The following is a 19396-nucleotide window of genomic DNA, read 5'->3' on the forward strand; positions in this document are numbered from 1 at the left end:
ATGTTATTTGTTTCCTTATCTTGAATTATGCGGATTTCCGTAAAATACAAAAAAACCGCCCCTGCCGATAAGCCGGCAAAGCGCGGTTTAGATTCATTCCGTCATGTTATTCATTAAGCGGCATTACACCGTAACTTCATTGGCCGCCGATTCGTTAATCCGGTTGACCAGCTCGCTGGCGGTTTGTTCGTCGGTAATCAGCACCTTCAAATATCCGCCCTTCAAGGTCGCGAGAACACTTTCGGTTTTGTGCGAGCCGGCAGCGATGCCAACGACATTTTTGATGCTTTTGAGCCTCTCCAGCTCCATACCGATCACTTTATTGTTGATCGGGTGTTCGGCCAGCTTACCGTCCTTATCGATAAAACGCGAGTTGATATCGCCGACCGCTTCGCCGGCTCGGAGTTCGTTAATGACATCCTGATCGATATAGCCGATTTTCTCCATCGTCGATGAGGCAAACGGCGTGCCGATCCCCACGATAGCCAGATCGCTCTGGTAGCCTTCCTCCAACACGGAGGCGATATTGGAAAGCTCCAGCATCCGCTCCTTCAAATCCTCCGTTTCCACGATGGCAGGGGCGTACAGCGATTCGCATTTGCCGTTCAGCTTTTTGGACAATTCATAAGCGATCTGATTGGAGTGGATTTCGATCCGGTTGGTCCCCATGCCTCCGACAAGCGGAATCACTTTAATATCTTCCCGGTCCTCATAGGGAAACTCCTTGACCAGATGGAAAAGCGTCGTTCCCCACGATACGCCGATACGCTTGACGTTTTTAAGATTTTTCAGCACATATGCGGCGGCCGCCCGCGCGACCTGACTGTACATCAACTCGTCGGTCATATCCCGTGTCGGCACGACAACCACTTCGTCCAACTGGAAAGCCCTTTCAATCTCCTGCTCTAAATCGCTTGTATTAATCGTATCGTCATGAATAATAATCTCAACGACGCCTTCATCCCTTGCTTTTTGCAGCAGTTTGGAAATGACGGGCCGGGATACGCCGATTTTGGTGGCGATTTTCTCTTGTGTCCACGCTTCAAAATAATACAATTTGCATATTTTAATGATCAGTTTTTTTTCTTCTAAACTAAGCATAAGAACCACCTTTTTACATGCATCTTATTTATCCTGTAAAGCGGCCCCCCTCCCGCGGGCGTATGTAATGGCCTCGCGGAAGCGGCGTTTGATTACGTTTATTGTAACATAAGATATGTTGTCGTGGCAGCCCTTACAAACCTTGAAGAAGAATGGTTAAATGTAAATTTTCCGTTAATGCGCCTTATATCCCAGCCAAGCATTGGCGGCTTCAAACAACGATTCCGAGACCGCCGGGTGCGGGTGAATCATGTTCGCCAGCTCCTCTACGGTGCCTTCAAGGTGCATGTAAGCAGCCGCTTCGGAGATCATTTCCGTAACATGCGGCCCCACCATGACGACTCCAAGAATTTCGCCGAACTTCTCTTCGGAAATCAGCTTGACGAATCCTTCGGTTTCATCCATCGCAATCGCTTTGCCGTTGCCAAGGTGATGAAACTTCTCGACTTTCACCTGATAGCCCAGTTGCTTGGCGGTTTCGACGCTAATGCCGACACTTGCGATTTCCGGTGATGTATAGATGCAGCGCGGCACTACGCGGTAGTTCATCTTTTGCTTGTGTCCGGCAATGTTTGCCGCAGCGCAAAGCCCTTCGCCGCTGGCTACGTGAGCCAGCTGCCAGCCCCCGATCAAATCGCCGACCGCGTAAATGCCGGGGATGCTTGTTTCCATATATTCATTGACGGCAACAAAACTTTTATTCATCTCGAGACCAAGCGCTTCCAGTCCCCGCGTATTCGGCGTTCTGCCGACCGCAACCAGCACCTCGTCGCATTCCAGCTCTTGCGTGCCTGCTTTCGTAGCGACGGTAACACGTTTGATTCCGTCCGCCTGGCCGATGCCTTCGACCTTGGCATCGGTTAAGATGCTGACGCCCTTGTCCTTCAGCGATTTGGCCAGCACCTTCGAAGCATCTTCGTCTTCGGTGGCCACGATACGCGGCGCCATCTCGACGATGGTAACTTTGGCATTCAGTCCGGCGAATATGCCGGCAAATTCAACGCCAATCACGCCGCCGCCGACAATAACCACCGATTTGGGAATATGCGACAGCGAAAAAATCGAATCGCTCGTATGCACATCCGTTTTATCGATGCCCGGAATCGGCGGTAAAAAGGGCTTTGAACCGGTAGCCAGAATAACATGGCGCGCGCTCAAATTCGTCTCGGATTCTCCCGAACGCACGGTGATGGAGCGATCCGGATGAACCGTGCCAAAACCTTCGTAATGCTTGATTTTGTTCGTTTTCAGCAGCATGCCGATGCCGCCACGCAGCTTGCCGATGACCTTGTCTTTTTGGCCCATCATTTTATCGATGGAAAGCACCGGTTCTCCGGCTTCAATTCCCCAGCCGCGCGCTTTTCGGATCAGCTCGATCACTTCCGCAAACCGCAGCAGCGTTTTGGAAGGAATACAACCTCTATTCAAGCAGGTGCCGCCCAAATGGTCTCCTTCGACAAGCGCCACGGTCAACCCGAGCTGGGCCGCTCTGACGGCGGCTACGTATCCGCCCGGGCCTCCCCCGACAACGGCAACGTCATATGTTTCCAAATGGATTCACCTCTTATATCAATAGTTCGTACGGATTTTCAAGCAGCGCCTTCAAGTCCGTTAAAAAAGCTGCCGCAGGAGCTCCATCAATAATCCTATGGTCAAATGACAAGCTGACAGACATCATCGGACGAAGCACGATCGCCCCATTCACGCCGACCGGCTTGTCCTGAATGCGTCCCACACCAAGGATCGCCGATTCCGGCTGATTGATAATCGGCGTGAACGTATCGACAGCGTACATCCCCAGGTTGCTGATCGTAAACGTGCCGCCGGTAATATGCTCCGGTTTCAGCTTGTTATCGCGGGCATAACCGGCAAGCGTCTTGCATTCCGTCGTCAGCTGTGCGAGCCCTTTGCCGTCAGCCTGCTTGATGACTGGAACGATTAAACCTTTGGCGCTGGCTACGGCCAAACCAACGTTGGCATCGGCATTATAGCGGATGTAGTCGCCTTCGATCGTGGCGTTGACCAGCGGATGTTTGAGCAAGGCATGGGCCACGGCTTTTACAATAATTTCCGTATAGGAAACCCGGAAGCCGGTTTGTTTTTCGATTTTCCCCAGCAGGCTTTGTCTAAGCTGCACGGAAAGCGACATATCGATTTCGCTGTGCAGCGTGACATGCGGAGCGGTAAACGCGCTGTGTACCATACGTTCGCCGATGATTTTGCGCAAGCCTTCGATTTTTTGCTTCTCCACCGGCTTGTCGGAAGCGGCTTGGCTTATACCGGCCGGTGATCCGGCCGCTTTGCCATGCAGCACATCGTCGCGGGTGATTTTGCCGTTCACGCCGCTGCCCTGCACCTGGCGCAAATCGATCTGCTCGGAGGCGGCGATCTTCGCCGCAAGCGGCGTTGCTTTCACCGCAGACTCGCTTGTACGGATGACGTAATCAAGCACATTAGCGCGATGAATTCTGCCATTTTCTCCCGTTCCTGCAACAAGATGCAATTGCACATCGTGTTCGCGGGCCGCTTTTTTGGCCGCAGGCGTCGCCCTCACCTTGCCCGGCGCCGCAGTCTGCTCGTCCGTCGCTGCCGCTGCCGCCGGCGTCTGTCCCGCAGCCGCCGCTTGCGGTTCCGCTTCTCCAGATGCGCCCGCTGCCGGCGGATTATCCGGAGTCATCTCTCCCGCTTGGCCGATGTAACCGATCACTTCGTTGACCGGCACATCAGTGTCGGCTTCGTAATACCTTTTGAGCAAAATGCCGGAGACATAAGCTTCCACATCGATATTGATCTTATCGGTCAGCACTTCCAGCAGCGGTTCGCCGGCACTGATCGGCTCCCCGACCTCTTTAAACCAGCGGATGATCGTTCCTTTTTCCATCGTCATCCCCAGTTTGGGCATAAATACTTCCGTTGCCACGGCTTACCCCTCCCTTTTATGCTTTATTCAAGGTTTTCTTGACAGCGCGGATAATGTCTTCCACTTGAGGCACTGCGCTTTTTTCAAGCTGCGGGTTATAAGGGATAGGCACGGATATGCCGCCCAGGCGCTGAATCGGAGCATCAAGGTAATCAAAAGCTTCGCTTTCCGCGATCATGCTGGCAATCTCTCCGCCGAATCCGCCGCGTTTGACGGCTTCGTGTACGACGACCAGCCGGCCGGTTTTTTTGACGGAGCCGATAATCGTTTCTTCATCAAGCGGAACAAGCGTTCTCGGATCGACCACTTCGACGCTGATGCCTTCCTTCTGCAGCTCGACCGCCGCTTCCAGCGCCTTGTGCACCATGATCGAGGTAGCGACGACCGTCACGTCGGTGCCTTCCAGCTTGATGTCCGCTTTGCCCAGCGGGATCGTGTAAGGCGCTTCAGGCACGTTGCCTTTGGTCCGGTAAAGCAGTTTGTGCTCATAAAAAATGACCGGATTATCATCTTCGATCGCCGCCATCAGCAATCCCTTCACATCGTACGCCGTAGAAGGCTGCACCACTTTCAGTCCCGGGATGTGCGCCATCCACGCTTCCAAGCTTTGCGAATGCTGCGCCGCTGCGCCCGTTCCCGAACCGGCCGGCGTCCGCAGCACCATCGGCACCTTGCCTTTGCCGCCGTACATATATCGAATCTTCGCCGCCTGGTTAACGATCTGGTCGGTGGCGATCGTAATAAAATCGGAAAATTGCAGCTCCAGAATCGGACGCATGCCGGTCAGTGCGGCGCCTACCGCTGCGCCGGCGATCGCGGATTCGGAGATCGGCGTGTTGCGCACCCGTTCCGGACCAAACTGCTCGATCATCCCCCGGGTTACGCCAAATGCGCCTCCGTATACGCCGATGTCTTCGCCAAGAATAAACACATCATCGTTTTCCAGCATCTTCTGTGTCATCGCTTCGCGTACCGCTTCCAAATAAGTAATCTCTCTCATGATTCAGTCCTCCTAAGAACTTTGCTCTGCAAAGTTCACTTCGTAAGCATAAACTTTGAACTTTGCGGAATGAAGTCCGCATATTTAAGCAAAAACGTCTTCGTAAATGGTATCGATGGAAGGCATCGGGCTTTCTTCGGCAAACTTAACCGCATCTTCGATTTCCCGCTGCGCCGAAATTCTCAGTTCTTCCAGCGCGGCTTCGTCCGACAGGCCATTTTCAATCAAGTAACCTTTCAGCCGGTCAAGCGCGTCTCTGGTCGTTCTCCACTCCTGCTCTTCCTCGCGGGTTCGGTATTTTTTGCCGTCGCTTTTGGAGTGGCCTTTGTAGCGGTACGTCTTCGCTTCGATCAGTGTTGGCCCGTGGCCTTGGCGCGCTCTTTCCACCGCTTCGCTGGTGACGTTCAGCACCTCGATCAAATCATTGCCGTCAACCACTTTGCCCGGAATGCCGTAAGCGGCTGCCCGCTCGGCGAGATTTTCGATGTTGGTCATTTCTTTGACCGAACCCGACATGCCGTATTGGTTGTTTTCGCAGAAAAACACAACCGGAAGCCCCCATACCGACGCCAGATTGATCGATTCGTGGAAGCTGCCTTCGTTGGAGGCCCCGTCGCCGAAGAAGCAAACTACGACATAACCGAGATTTTTCATCTTCGAGGTAAGCGCCGCGCCAACCGCAATCGGAATGCCTCCGCCCACGATGCCGTTTGCGCCGAGGTTGCCCTTGTCGACGTCGGCGATGTGCATCGAGCCGCCCTTGCCTTTGCAGTAGCCCGTTTCACGGCCGAACAGCTCGGCCATCATGCCCTTGGCTTCGGCTCCCTTGGCGATGCAGTGGCCATGACCGCGGTGTGTGCTCGTAATCTTATCGCGGTCTTCCAGCACCGCGCATGCGCCGGCAGCCGTCGCTTCTTGGCCGACGCACAGGTGAGTCGTTCCATGAATCAAACCTTTGGCGAAAAATTCATCCACCTTCTCGTCAAAATACCGGATCACCCACATTTGACGGTATAACTCAACCAGTTTCTGTTCGGTAATCATAGGGGGCAGTTGCAAACTTTTAATCATTATCGCTTCCTCCGTTCTGGATCGCACTTCAGAGAATCTTTACATTTGTTCTAACTAGTTACATTTGTAAATATCATAATCATTCCCAAGATGTTCGTCAAGACAAAAAAATCCCCTTTCATCTCAGGAACTTATCATTCATGCAAATGAAAGGGGACGGTTCATGGTTACGAAAAAAAATACTTTCTGATCGCCTCGGCGACGCCATGCTCATTGTTGCTTGCGGTAACGGCGCGGGCAGCCGCTTTCGCCCTCTCGTTGCCGTTCCCCATGGCGATGCCCAGTCCGGCCCACTTCAGCATTTCCAAATCGTTGTCGTAATCGCCCATCGTGACGACATCCTGCACGGCAATCCCCGCGTCCGCGCACACTTTCTGCAGAGCGGTTTTCTTGTTTACGCCGGAGGCGTTAATGTCAAAACGGCGCTTGCCCGTACGGGTAATCTCCAGCTCCTTCCAGGTGCTGAATTCGGCGTACAACGCGTCGACAACTTCCGGGTTTTCGTTAATGACCGTAGACTTATACACCCGGTTGTCCGTGCCGGCCAAAAATGACGACAGCTGGCCGACAGGATTCACTTGAATATGATGCACCTGACCGCGGTAATTGTCTTCGGTCAGCTCTTTATTGGGATCTATAACTACATTGGCATAAGGCCATCTTTTATTCATATCGTTTAGTTCTTTAACAAACAAAATGTTATACCCGTAGAAGTGCACATAAGAGTCTGTCGTTTCAATATATTCCGCAATTTTCCGGGCGATCTGCGCCTCAATCGGCGTTCCATGCAGCTCGCTTCCCGTAATCGGATCCAAAATGACAGCCCCGTTCAGTGCAACGAGCGGAAAGTTCAAACCTAAATATTTGGCATGCAGCCAAACCGAAGCGGGGAATCTTCCCGTGGCGATGGTGACATGAACATCGTTAAACACCAGCTGCCGGATCGCTTCCAAAACCGGTCCCGTAATCGTTTTATTGTTGTCGAGCAACGTTCCATCCATATCCAAAGCCAACAGTTTGTACATCTCTATCGCACTCCATCTATTTAGTGTTACAGCGTAAAATTGCTTGTTATATTCGGAATATACACCGGTCTGCCAAACGCCTCGCTGGCCGTCTGCTTCATAAACTCAAAATTGCCGTCATGAGGCAAATGTGTCAGCACAAGCTTTTTGACATTCGCTTTCTTGGCAATCGTTCCCGCCTGTCCCGCATTCATATGGCCTTCGCCTGTCGTATGATGGCTTCCTTCACAAATCGTCGCTTCGCACAAGAACATATCCGCTTCCTTGGCAAAATCAATCAGCGACTCGCAATAAGACGTATCCGCAGAATAAGCAAACACTTTTCCTTTGTAGCTGATTTTCACCGCATAACAAGGAATGGTGTGCAGCACCGGAATAAACTCGATTTCCGCTCCGGCAATCGTGACCTTGCGCGATGCTTCGATCACATGAATGTCGGAATGCACGCCATGCAGCTTCTTCAGCATATCTTCGGGCTGATCCGGAGCGTAGATTTGCAGCCGCTCTTTCATTCGGCCGGTCCGCAGCGCGCCTACCGCCGCATACTGCAGAATGCCGATATCCGCCATATGGTCGTAATGCAGATGCGATAAAATAACGCCGGAGATGCTCTCCACATTTGTATAAAAAGGAAGCCGGCTCATGACGCCGCTGCCGCAATCGAGCAAAATGGTGCCTTCATCCGTCGTGATGAGGTAACCGGCCGTAGCGCCGCCCGCGGAAGGATATCCTCCCCAATAGCCTAAAATGGTCACTTGCATACTTCATCACCCCATACATGAATATTGTTGGCCCGAGCTTATTGATGCAGCCATACCCCTTGGCGAATCGTAACGCCGAGCTCGTCTTCCAACTCGTAATTGTGTTCTTCCGAAGCGTCGGTCACAACGGAAATTTTCTCGTTATGCAGCGTCAGCTGATATTCGATCCGGTCTCCCTGATACAGCTTGTTGACAATTTTCCCCTTCAGCGAAGACGTGCGGTCCAGCGTAATATGATGAGGTCTGACGGAAATAAAACCCGTCTCCCGGGACGATTCCACAGCCGCGATGTCCACCGTCGAGCCAAATATGCTCACTTTCATCTTCCCATCCGCCGCATTTCCCACTCTCGTACACGGCAGCACATTGGCCGAACCGATAAACTTGGCGACAAACGAGTCGGCCGGTTTATTGTAAATCTCTTGAGGACTGCCCACCTGAATGACGTTGCCGGCATTCATGACGATCACTTTATCGGACATCGTCATCGCTTCGATCTGGTCGTGGGTGACATTAACAATCGTAATGCCCATCTTGCGTTGAATTTCTTTGATTTCCACCCGCATCTGTTCTCTTAACGCAGCATCGAGATTCGACAGCGGTTCGTCAAGCAGCAGCAGGCGAGGCTCCATCACAAGCGCTCTGGCAAGTGCGACGCGCTGTTGCTGACCACCGGACAATTCGTGCGGAAAACGCGTTTCGTATTGCGCCAGATGAACGATGCGCAAAATTTCTTTGGTTTTCTCGGCAATGACCGATTTGCTCAGCTTTCTGAGCTTTAACGGATAAGCCACGTTGTCGAACACATTCATATGCGGCCACACCGCGTACGATTGGAACACCATGCCGATGCCGCGTTTTTCCGGAGGCAGAAATTTGGAAGAAGCCGTGTTGACAAGCTCATCTTCATCCAGCCGGATAATGCCGTCGGTCGGCTCGATGAAACCGGCGATCATGCGCAGCGTTGTTGTTTTGCCGCAGCCGGACGGTCCGACGATCGTCACGAATTCGTTGCGGTTGATCGTCACATTGACGTTGTTCACCGCCGTGCTGTCCTTATATTTTTTGGATACGTTTTTCAACACCAGTGTGCCCATAGCAGCCTCCCAAAAGCGTCTTCTAGTTTTTGATTACATTCCGATTTTCCCTTTGGTGACGAGCTTTAAGATCATATTGAGCGATACCACAAAAAGGATGAGTATGACCGCGAGCGCCGCAGTTAAAGCGATTTTGCCTTCCTCCTGCGCTGCAAATACGATGACGCCGATCGTTTCGTTATTCACCGACCACAACAGGGAAGACAGCGTAATTTCTCCCAAAGCCGGCATCATGACCAGGAAAAATGCCGCATAAAAACTTGGCCTCAGCAGCGGTAACATAATATCCCAGAACGCGCGCATTTGCGAAGCGCCGGAAATACGGCTCGCTTCCTCCAGCGAAGGATGTATTTGCGTCATCGCCCCGGTTATCGTCTGTAACCCTAAATTCATAAAACGCGCCAGGTAAGCGACGAGCAAAATCCAAAATGTATTATACAACTGCCAGCCAACAATCGGCAGCGGATTAACAAACGCCAAGATCATGGCCAAACCTACAATCGTACCGGGAACCGCATAAGGAATCGCAACCAGCGCTTCCACGATTCTCGAACCTTTCATTCTGATACGGATGACCATATAAGAGAGAATCAATCCGAACACCGCTATGGCAAAACCGGCGATCGCCGACAAGGAAATACTGTTGATCAGCGCCCGTTTGATCGACTCGATCTTAAACAAGGTCGCATAATTGCGGAAGGTCAAATTATCCCAACCCGTACCTGCTCCGATTGCTTTGATCAAAGAAGTGTAGATCGCTGCGCAAATCGGCGCAACCGTGGTCACAATAACGACCAACAGCATGAACAGATATACCGGTACAGTCCATTTGCCAAGGCTCATCTTTTCGCTGGACGGATGTTTACCGCTGACCACCATATATTTGCTTGATTTAATGATTTTCTGATACAATTGCAGACCGATCAAACCGATCACAGCGAGCAGCAGCGAATTGGCCGAGGCGATTTGCAAATGGTTCGGCTGATCGACATTCATGATCGTCTGGTAAATCTGCGAAGTCATCAAGGTAATATGTTTGGGCGCTCCGAGTACGGAAGGAATCCCGAAATCCGCCAGCAAATTCATGAACAGCAGCAGCATACCGCCTAGAATGGCCGGCGTAATCAGCGGAAGCGTAATGTCCTTCATCGTGCGCAGCGTGCTTGCTCCCGATATTCTCCCCGCTTCTTCCACAGACGCGTCGATTTTCTGGATCGCCGGCAATACAACGATATAAGGAATTGTGTATCCATAGATCGACATCACAAAAATCATGCCGCCCATGCTGTAAATGTCAATCAGGGGCTCCGTCATATGAAACCAGTCCATGTACAGATTGTTGATCAAGCCGACCGGGCCAAGCAAATAAGTCCACGATATGGCGCCGACAAACGGAGGAATCAGATACGGTGTAGCAATCAGCGTCTGCCATACTCTTTTGCCCGGAATTTTCGTTCTGGCAACGATCCATGCCAGCAGCACTCCGAGAATCGTTGCAAAGCACGTTGCAGGGATGACGACTTTCAAGCTGTTAAACATGCTTGTATATATTGCCGGAGTCTGAAACAACAGCACGTAGTTGGATAATGTAAATCCGCTATCCGCTTTGAAGCTGTTGATCAGCAATACCAAACACGGATAAAACACGGTGAAGCCGAGAAGAGCGAACGTTCCCCACCATACTAGGTGGGGGCCGATCGACAGATCTAGCTTGCGGGCCGGACGGTTAGAGTTGCTTAACTCAGTCGGCTTGCCAATCATTCAACCAAATCCTTCCTGTCGAGTAGTACTATTTTGCATCAGCGAACGTTTCCAGGAACTTCTTCTTGATGCTGTCTCTATTTTTGCTTATGAAATCCATGTCCAGCGGGAACACTTTGATCGTATCCAATTTAGGCGAACCTTCCGGGCTGCCTACATCGGTCTTAACCGGAATATAACCCTGTTTAACGAAGAACTTCTGTCCGTCCTGAGACAACAAGTAGTCAACCAGCTTCTGGGCAGGCTCTTTGTTGGCCGAATCGTTGATGATGCCAACCGGAGTCGGAATAAGCACGGCGCCTTCGCTTGGCCATGCGATATCTACAGGAGAGCCGGAATTTTTCGCGTTGCGCACCATAAAGTCAACAACGGATACGCCGTAATATTCTCCGGAAGACAGCTTGCTCGCCAGATTGCCGTTGGACTGTTCGAATTTTACCCCATTGTTTTTCAAGGTATTGAAATAATCCCAGCCCAGGCCTTTATCGTTCACGAAAGTCGCAAGCGTCTGGAATGCGGCTCCCGAGTAGTTCGGGTTGGCGATTGCAACCTTGCCTTTAAAGTCGGCACCGGCAAGATCTTTCCAGGATGTTGGCGCTTTCTTTATTTTCGCGGTATTGTAACCGATTACGTTAAAGATTTGACGAACCTCGTAGTATTTTCCATCTTCATAGGCGTAACGTTTATCCAAATTTTTCGCTTCGGGAGAATCGTATTTCAGAAGCAGATTGTTTTTGGCCAGCGTGGAGAAATAATCGACGTCCGCAAACCAGATCACATCGGCTTGGATTTTTCCCGCTGTTTTCTCGGCTTCCATCTTGGAGATGACATCGCCGGTTCCCGATCTGAAGATTTTTACATCGACTTTCGGATTTTTCTTCTTGAAGTCGGCGATCATGTCGTTAACCAAGTCCTGAGCTTCTGAAGTGTACAGGTTAATCGTTCCAGCCACTTCTTTTTTCTCTTCAGGTTTAGCTCCGGACTGCGCGCCGGCATTGCTCTGTGCGCCTTGGCCGCCGCTCTGGGAATTTGCCGCCGGTGCCGGAGTGCTGGAGCCGCATGCGCTGGCAACCATGGTCATAGCGAGCGCTAACATAACTACTGCTGTTTTTTTCATTACATTCACCCTTTTTCTGATATTTGGCATCTTCTTTCGTTCGCTGACTTCACCTGGTGGGAAAGAACGTTACTAACATAACATGCTGCAGCTGCAAAATGAAGCTCACATCACCCCCCTAAGCCAAGTTTAGAAGTTATCAGGCTCACTTTCTTGCCGTTGATGTTGGATTCAATCTTTCGAACGCTGCCAACCTGCTGCATGTAGCGGAAGTAATGCTCCAGCATCGTGTCGTCGATTTCGCTGATCCAGCATATGACAACCTTGCATTTCTCGCCGTCCACTTCTTCTTCGGCAATACGCACTTTCCTCACTCTAATACCTGTCGATTCCATATCGGAAACGGCTTTACCCGTCTGTCCGTCCCCTGCGTCCAGGATCAGCTTGATTGTTTTGCTCTGTTTCATTCCGAACCATTGCTCCGCTTTATTTAATAAAAACAGGCAGATCAGAACAAAGAAAGCTCCGACTAATGCGCCTTTGTAAAATCCGGCCCCTACCGCAAGGCCAATGCCTGCGGTAACCCAAAGCGATGCGGCCGTCGTCAGGCCGGAGATGGAAGTGCCGTTGCGGATGATGGTGCCGGCGCCGAGAAAGCCGATGCCGCTGATTACCTGCGCTGCGAGCCGGGAAGGATCGACCCGCACGTTAAGCTCATTGACAAAATCAGAGAAGCCGTGGACGGACAAAAGCATGATTAAGGCGGAACCGATGCATACAAGCGTATGTGTGCGAAATCCGGCGCTATGATTGTGCAGCTCGCGTTCCAACCCGATAAGTCCGCCAAGGATGACCGCCAAAAACAATCTCAATGTGATATGCCAGAAGTCAATAGTCCAAACCGAGCTCATGTCCATGACACTGTTCCCGAGCTTATCGGGATGCCCCGGAAGCAAGCAGCTGTTCCATCATCATTTCGCGCAGCCGTAAAATCATGTTGCTTTCCACGATTTCAATATCGTCAAACGTGATTAATTGATCCTGCGCCACTTCGCGTTTCAAACGAATATTAGGTCCGATCAAGCCAAGCGGAAGCGCGCCGGTCTTGCGTTGATCCTCTGCCGTCATAATGCGGCCATAAGCGGTAAAGCAGCCGATACCGTCAAGCACATCACCCGGTTTCAGCGTTTTCTTGGCGACGGATACCGTCTCGGCTACCAATCCGGCATAAGGCGCAATGGTTGCTTCCTTGTGGAAGTAAGCCTTTGCAATGGAAAGCGGGGTTTCGAGACTGGTCAGATGGAAAGGACGGAATAACACGTAATTAGGTCCATCGCCCATCTTCAAATATTTCAGTTCCTCATGAACTTCTTTTTTGTCCGAGCTAATGATCGCGAATACTCCGGGTGCAACGCCGTTGACATATTCTACAACCCGCTTGCGGTTCAAAATACCGCCGTCCTGCTTCAGCTTAAGCAGCCCCGGCAGCTCCTGTACCGTCGCTTTGATACCGTGCATGCCTTGCACATCCGGCACAAATCCTGTCGCATTCGCTACCGCCGTCATCTCCACCATCGTTTTGGTTCCGTCCTGGAAGGAGGCAAGCATTTTCGGGCTGGCGCCTTTTTGCTTAGCTTCTTCGGCCGCCGTATCCGGATTCGCATGCACGTTAAGCGGGTTGTTTTTACCTTTGCCGAGCGCTACGATTTCAAAACCGATCGCGTCCGCGAAATCGTATAACTCCATGATCGCTCCAGGTTCGTCGCCGGCGGAACCGGTATACACAACACCCGCAGCTTCGGCCATTTTCTTAAGCAGTGGACCGACCGTTACGTCCGTTTCCACATTCAGCATAACGATATGTTTTTTGTTAACAATGGCATTCCAGGCGATTTTGGCGCCAATATTCGTAATGCCCGTTGCATCGACGATCACGTCTACCTGATCCAAATGCGGGACCATTTCGGCGTCGCTAGTCGCTACGACATAACCTGCAGCTATCGCTTTCTCCGCGATATCGCGGTCGTTTGTTTCTTTAATTTGCGAAGGATCAACGCCCGCTTTTGTATACGCTTTCTTGATATTGTCGGTAAACAAATCGGCGGTAATGACCACTCTCATCCCCAACATCGCTTCGATCTGCGAGATCATTCCCCTGCCCATTTGCCCGGCCCCGATTAATCCCACACGGATATATCCGCCATTTCTATGCAATTCGGCCAATTTTCGATTTAGTCCCAGCATGCTCATCTCTCCTTGTACGTTGTAGCTCTCAGTGGTCCTGTTTGTATCTTTTACAAACGTTCCTTACAGTTACAATTGTAATTTGGAGTTCCCAACATGTCAACACAAAAAAAAGGCTGTCGCCGGTGTACACCGATGGCAGCCTTAATATAGCAGCAAAATAGCTCTTATCAGACAACGACAAATAAACCTTCTGACTGAACCTGGCTGCTAGGAAAACGGGGCTGGTTGCGACAACGGCTTACATCTTATGCTCGTCGATGTATCGTTTCATGGTCCTGGCTTCTTTATACACACGGAAGGGCTTGCTTAACATCCGTATTGGCAGCGATTTCAAGAACAAAGTGAGGTCCGCTTTATACTCTTTGGACATACGTGTCGGCTTGGAAATAATCCGCTCCAATATTTCGTGATACAGCTCTTCTTTGACATTAATCGAGATGACATGCAAGTGGTGGCACGCCTGGCATTCGATTTTCGACAGCTTGTTATTGATATAAACAATCGTGTGCACGGTTTCACCGCGGCAGGGCAGACAGTAAAGCTCAGCCTCCATTTTTTTCTCTTCCACTTGTACTCCTCCACTCCTCAGTATATAATACATGAAAAAATGGAAAAAAACCTAACACGTATCTACTATCCCATTATACCAACGGATTTCAATTGCGGGTAGCTTTTTGCCATGATAAAAATAAGCCAAAACAATGGAGCTTGTTTTGGCTTATATGCATTCGGTTTTAGTGCTTCCTGCCGGGAATTTTGCCGGTTTCTTCGTAGACCTTTACGATATGGTCGATTTCTTTCTTGAGTTCACCGACAAGCTCCGCTTCGGGTACTTTGCGGATCATTTCTCCATAGCGGAACAGCATTCCTTCGCCTCTTGCTCCTGCGATACCGATGTCCGCTTCCCGGGCTTCGCCCGGACCGTTGACCGCGCAGCCAAGCACAGATACCTTGATCGGCACCTTGAGTTTGGAGATATATTCTTCGATTTCATTGGCAACGGAGAACAAATCAATATCCAGACGGCCGCAAGTCGGACAAGAAATCAAAGTAGCCGCATTCGTAATCAGACCAAACGATTTCAACAACTCACGAGCCACTTTAATTTCCTCGACAGGATCGGCGCTGAGGCTGATACGAATCGTCGAACCCAGACCCATGGACAGCAGCGTGCCCAGACCCGCCGCGCTTTTTACGGCGCCCGAGAAAGCAGTCCCCGCCTCGGTAATCCCGAGATGGAGCGGATAACGGAATGTTTCCGCGGCTTGCTTATAGGCGGAAATCGCCATAGGCACGTCCGACGCTTTAAGCGACACAATGATATTGTGGAAATCCAGCTCTTCCAAAATCCGAATATGATACAATGCGCTTTCCACCATTGCTTCCGGCGTCGGATAGCCGTATTTCTCCAGCAAATGGCTTTCGAGCGAACCTGCATTCACACCGATACGAATCGGGATATCTCGTTCCTTGCACGCTTTGACAACAGCCTCGACCTTTTCGCGCCGGCCGATGTTGCCGGGATTTATGCGCACTTTATCTATCCCATTTTCGATAGCCGCCAAAGCAAGACGGTAGTCAAAATGGATATCGGCCACAAGGGGAATGGATATTTGCTTCTTGATGTCTTTGATCGCCGCCGCTGCTTCCTTGTTGTTGACGGTAACCCGGACGATTTGGCAACCCGCATCCTCCAGACGGTGAATCTCCTCTACAGTCGCTTTTACATCGGCAGTTTTGGTCGTACACATGCTCTGAATAATGACATCGTTGCTGCCGCCGATGGTTAAGTTTCCTACTTTGACAGGTATCGTTTCCGACCGATGGAACATATAATTGCTCTCTCTCCCATGACACCAAACATCCTCCGCTCCCCATGCGGCATGCCGACGTAAGAAGCGGAGGTTGTTATGTTCAGTGATATATATTTAGCGAGGAAAAATTACGCACTTTCCTCTTTTTTCTTCGACGTCTGTCCTTCCTTATGCGTCAATGTCGGAGCGATTTTGTCCGCAACAACTTCCTGCGTAATGACGCAGCTATTGACATCCGTACGCGACGGCGCTTCAAACATCACCTCAAGCATGATGCTTTCGATGATCGCTCTCAAGCCACGCGCGCCCGTATTCCGTTTGATCGCTTCTTTAGCGATCGCATCAAGCGCATCCGGCGAGAACTCAAGCGCAACGCTATCCATGTCGAGCATCTTCTGATACTGCTTGACAAGGGCGTTCTTCGGTTCGGTGAGAATGCGGACCAATGCGGCTTCGTCGAGCGGCTCCAAGGTCGAAATAACCGGCAAACGGCCGACAAATTCAGGGATAAGCCCGAATTTGAGCAGGTCCTCCGGCAATACCAACGACAAATATTCGCCCGGTTTCAGATCGGTTTTGATGCCGTCCGTACCGAAACCAATGACCTTTTTACCGATCCGGCGTTTAATAATTTGCTCCAATCCATCAAATGCGCCACCGCAAATGAACAGGATATTCGTTGTATCGATTTGGATGAATTCCTGATGCGGGTGCTTGCGTCCGCCTTGCGGAGGAACGGAAGCCACTGTGCCTTCCAAAATTTTAAGCAGCGCTTGCTGCACGCCTTCGCCGGAAACGTCGCGGGTAATCGACGGGTTCTCCGACTTGCGTGCCACCTTATCGATTTCGTCAATGTAAATAATGCCGCGTTCCGCTTTTTCCACATCATAATCTGCCGCTTGAATCAGCTTAAGCAGAATATTTTCCACATCTTCGCCGACATAACCGGCTTCCGTCAGCGAAGTCGCATCGGCGATCGCAAACGGCACGTTCAAAATTTTGGCAAGCGTCTGCGCAAGCAGCGTTTTACCGCTGCCCGTAGGACCGACAAGCACGATGTTGCTCTTCTGAAGCTCAACATCCTCCAGCTTGTTCTGCGAGTTGATCCGCTTGTAATGGTTATACACCGCTACTGCCAAAGATTTCTTAGCATGCTCTTGGCCGATGACGTATTGATCCAAAATATTGCGGATTTCCTTAGGTTTCGGAACGTCCTTCAGATCGAGCTCTTCCTCATGTCCAAGCTCCTCCTCGACAATTTCCGTGCACAGCTCGATGCACTCATCACAAATGTATACGCCTGGTCCGGCAACGAGCTTGCGAACCTGATCCTGCGATTTGCCGCAGAAGGAACATTTCAATTGGCCTTTTTCATCGTTAAACTTAAACATGGGATCACTCCTTCTTAAGTCAACTCGTTGCGGGTAATCACCGCGTCAATCAGGCCGTACTCCTTGGCCTCTTCCGCGCTCATAAAGTTATCGCGGTCGGTATCCCGTTCGATTTTTTCCAGCGGTTGGCCGGTACGTTCGACATAGATTTGATTCAGCTTATTTTTGGTCTTAACAATCCAGTCCGCATGGATTTTGATGTCGGTGGCTTGGCCTCTGACACCACCCAGCGGTTGATGAATCATAACTTCGCTGTTAGGAAGGGCAAAACGTTTCCCCTTCGCTCCTGCAGTGAGCAATAAGGACCCCATGCTCGCAGCCATACCGACGCAAATCGTCGATACATCCGGCTTAATAAACTGCATCGTGTCAAAAATCCCCATGCCGGCTGTAACCGAGCCGCCCGGCGAGTTGATGTACAGATGTATATCTTTCTCCGAATCCTGTGCGGATAAGAAGAGAAGCTGCGCAATAACCAGGTTGGCAACATCGTCATCGATGGCACTCCCGATAAAGATGATTCGATCCTTCAAGAGCCGCGAATAGATGTCGTAAGATCGCTCTCCTCGGCCTTCCTGCTCGACTACCATTGGTATCAGACTCATTGTTTCCAACCCCTTTGCGATAAAATTGAGATACCTTTACGGCATCATTTTTATTGTAGCATGTTTAACCTCTATTGTCATTTCGGTCAAGCGTATGTATGTACGACCTGTAAATCATAGCATTTACAGGAATTCCGCGGTCAACGCACGGATATGGACACCGAGCCCTTATTAAAGGGTAAAACAAAGGCACGCCGAACATGCCACGTGCCTGTAGATGTTTTTTTAAGATGTGTTAAGCTACGGTTGCAACTTTCTTGCTGTTGTCAACAAGGAATTGAGTTGCTTTTCTTGTAACCAGATCAACTCTGAGGCTTTCCAGGTTGCCGTTAGCTGCAAGAATGCGCTCCAATTCTTCAGCGGAACGGTTGTATGCCGGCGCCATAGCTTCAAGCTCCGACTTAAGCTCTTCGTCAGAAACTTCGATATTCTCGGCTTTTGCCACCGCTTCAAGAACCAGGTTGTTGCGAACGCGTTTCTCAGCGTCTTCACGCCAGCCCGCTTTCAAAACGTCAGCTGTTTGACCCGTGAATTGATAGTACATGTCAAGGCTGAGGCCTTGCATACGCAAGCGGTTCTCATATTCCTTCAGCATTTGATCGGCTTCATCTTCGATCATGACCGGAGGAATTTCAATGGTTGCAGCCGCGGATACTTTCTCCAATACAGCGCTTTGCAGCTTGCCTTGCGCTTCGGAATTTTTACGTTCCTGAAGTTTGCTTTCAAGATCTTTCTTGAATTCTTCCAGCGTTTCGAATTCACTGACGTCCATCGCAAACTCGTCGTCCAGGGCAGGCAGATTTTTACGTTTGATGTCATGCAAAGTAACTTTGAACACAGCAGCTTTGCCTTTCAAATTCTCGGCATGGTACTCTTCCGGGAAAGTGACGTTAACGTCTTTTTGCTCGCCTTTTTTCAAACCGACAACTTGCTCTTCAAAGCCTGGAATAAACGAACCGGAACCCAGTTCCAGGGAATACTTCTCGGCAGTACCGCCTTCAAACGCTTCGCCGTCGACGAAACCTTCGAAATCGATGGATACCACGTCGCCGTTTTGCGCAGCTTCGTCGCCTTCCACAGGAATCAATTCGGCATGACGCTGCTGCAGACGGGAAAGTTCCTCGTCGATTTCTTCGGCCGTTACTTTGGCTTCCTCTTCAGCAACTTCAATGCCTTTATATTCACCAAGCTCAACTTCCGGCTTAACGGTTACTTTAGCTTTGAATTTCAGCGTCTGGCCTTTAGCGAATTGCTCTACGTCCACTTCCGGACGATCAACCGGGAAGATCCCTGCTTCGTTCACAGCTTCGATATAAGACTCAGGAACGATGATGTCAAGCGCTTCTTGATACAAACTTTCCACACCAAATCTTGCTTCAAAAATTGCCCGAGGCACTTTGCCTTTGCGGAAACCCGGTACGTTCACCTTTGCGGATACTTTCTTAAAGGCTTTGTCCAGGGCAGTGGCCACTTGTTCCGCTTCTACCTCAATATCAAGAACGCCAACGTTCTTCTCTATCTTTTCCCAGCTTGCTTTCATTTTATG

The 19396-nt window shown here is 50.6% G+C and carries 17 protein-coding genes; all 17 read right to left on the bottom strand.

What is annotated here, in order from left to right; genetic code table 11:
* Positions 1-123: 123 nt before the first annotated feature.
* Positions 124-1101: a sugar-binding transcriptional regulator gene (locus EYB31_RS01320; RefSeq protein WP_131011452.1), complete on the bottom strand. Its 978-nt coding sequence runs from the start codon at positions 1099-1101 to the stop codon at positions 124-126.
* Between the two features lie 174 nt (positions 1102-1275).
* Complete coding sequence (lpdA, locus tag EYB31_RS01325) at positions 1276-2652, bottom strand: dihydrolipoyl dehydrogenase (RefSeq protein WP_131011453.1); 1377 nt, start codon at positions 2650-2652, stop codon at positions 1276-1278.
* 13 nt (positions 2653-2665) lie between these two features.
* A complete protein-coding gene (locus EYB31_RS01330; protein WP_131011454.1) occupies positions 2666-4021 on the bottom strand; it encodes a 2-oxo acid dehydrogenase subunit E2 in 1356 nt (451 codons plus the stop codon).
* A gap of 16 nt (positions 4022-4037) precedes the next feature.
* A complete protein-coding gene (locus EYB31_RS01335) occupies positions 4038-5021 on the bottom strand; it encodes an alpha-ketoacid dehydrogenase subunit beta (RefSeq protein ID WP_131011455.1) in 984 nt (327 codons plus the stop codon).
* Positions 5022-5105: 84 nt separating this feature from the next.
* Entirely contained in the window at positions 5106-6092 is a 987-nt protein-coding gene (locus EYB31_RS01340; protein WP_131011456.1) for a thiamine pyrophosphate-dependent dehydrogenase E1 component subunit alpha, read from the bottom strand.
* A 167-nt stretch (positions 6093-6259) separates the two neighbouring features.
* The gene (locus EYB31_RS01345; protein WP_131011457.1) at positions 6260-7117 is read right to left on the bottom strand and encodes a Cof-type HAD-IIB family hydrolase; all 858 of its coding nucleotides are present in this window, start codon (positions 7115-7117) and stop codon (positions 6260-6262) included.
* 26 nt (positions 7118-7143) lie between these two features.
* On the bottom strand, positions 7144-7878 hold the full coding sequence (locus EYB31_RS01350; protein ID WP_131011458.1) for an MBL fold metallo-hydrolase: 735 nt from the start codon (positions 7876-7878) through the stop codon (positions 7144-7146).
* A gap of 38 nt (positions 7879-7916) precedes the next feature.
* Positions 7917-8975 carry an ABC transporter ATP-binding protein gene (locus EYB31_RS01355; protein WP_131011459.1) on the bottom strand — a complete coding sequence of 353 codons (1059 nt, stop codon included), beginning with the start codon at positions 8973-8975 and terminating at the stop codon, positions 7917-7919.
* Positions 8976-9008: 33 nt separating this feature from the next.
* On the bottom strand, positions 9009-10736 hold the full coding sequence (locus tag EYB31_RS01360; protein WP_131011460.1) for an ABC transporter permease: 1728 nt from the start codon (positions 10734-10736) through the stop codon (positions 9009-9011).
* A gap of 28 nt (positions 10737-10764) precedes the next feature.
* Positions 10765-11853 carry an ABC transporter substrate-binding protein gene (locus tag EYB31_RS01365; RefSeq protein ID WP_165452141.1) on the bottom strand — a complete coding sequence of 363 codons (1089 nt, stop codon included), beginning with the start codon at positions 11851-11853 and terminating at the stop codon, positions 10765-10767.
* Positions 11854-11963: 110 nt separating this feature from the next.
* Positions 11964-12704: an MgtC/SapB family protein gene (locus EYB31_RS01370; RefSeq protein WP_131011462.1), complete on the bottom strand. Its 741-nt coding sequence runs from the start codon at positions 12702-12704 to the stop codon at positions 11964-11966.
* Between the two features lie 22 nt (positions 12705-12726).
* Entirely contained in the window at positions 12727-14037 is a 1311-nt protein-coding gene (locus tag EYB31_RS01375) for an NAD(P)H-dependent oxidoreductase (protein ID WP_131011463.1), read from the bottom strand.
* 241 nt (positions 14038-14278) lie between these two features.
* Positions 14279-14608: a bh protein gene (locus EYB31_RS01380; protein ID WP_131011464.1), complete on the bottom strand. Its 330-nt coding sequence runs from the start codon at positions 14606-14608 to the stop codon at positions 14279-14281.
* Positions 14609-14774: 166 nt separating this feature from the next.
* A complete protein-coding gene (gene ispG / locus EYB31_RS01385; protein WP_131011465.1) occupies positions 14775-15872 on the bottom strand; it encodes a flavodoxin-dependent (E)-4-hydroxy-3-methylbut-2-enyl-diphosphate synthase in 1098 nt (365 codons plus the stop codon).
* A 110-nt stretch (positions 15873-15982) separates the two neighbouring features.
* Positions 15983-17245 carry an ATP-dependent protease ATP-binding subunit ClpX gene (clpX, locus tag EYB31_RS01390; protein ID WP_131011466.1) on the bottom strand — a complete coding sequence of 421 codons (1263 nt, stop codon included), beginning with the start codon at positions 17243-17245 and terminating at the stop codon, positions 15983-15985.
* Positions 17246-17259: 14 nt separating this feature from the next.
* The gene (gene clpP / locus EYB31_RS01395) at positions 17260-17850 is read right to left on the bottom strand and encodes an ATP-dependent Clp endopeptidase proteolytic subunit ClpP (protein WP_131011467.1); all 591 of its coding nucleotides are present in this window, start codon (positions 17848-17850) and stop codon (positions 17260-17262) included.
* A gap of 235 nt (positions 17851-18085) precedes the next feature.
* Positions 18086-19390 (bottom strand): trigger factor, encoded by a 1305-nt coding sequence (tig, locus tag EYB31_RS01400; protein ID WP_131011468.1) that lies wholly within the window; start codon positions 19388-19390, stop codon positions 18086-18088.
* Positions 19391-19396: the final 6 nt, after the last annotated feature.

Source organism: Paenibacillus thalictri (assembly GCF_004307995.1).
GTDB lineage: Bacteria > Bacillota > Bacilli > Paenibacillales > NBRC-103111 > Paenibacillus_AF > Paenibacillus_AF thalictri.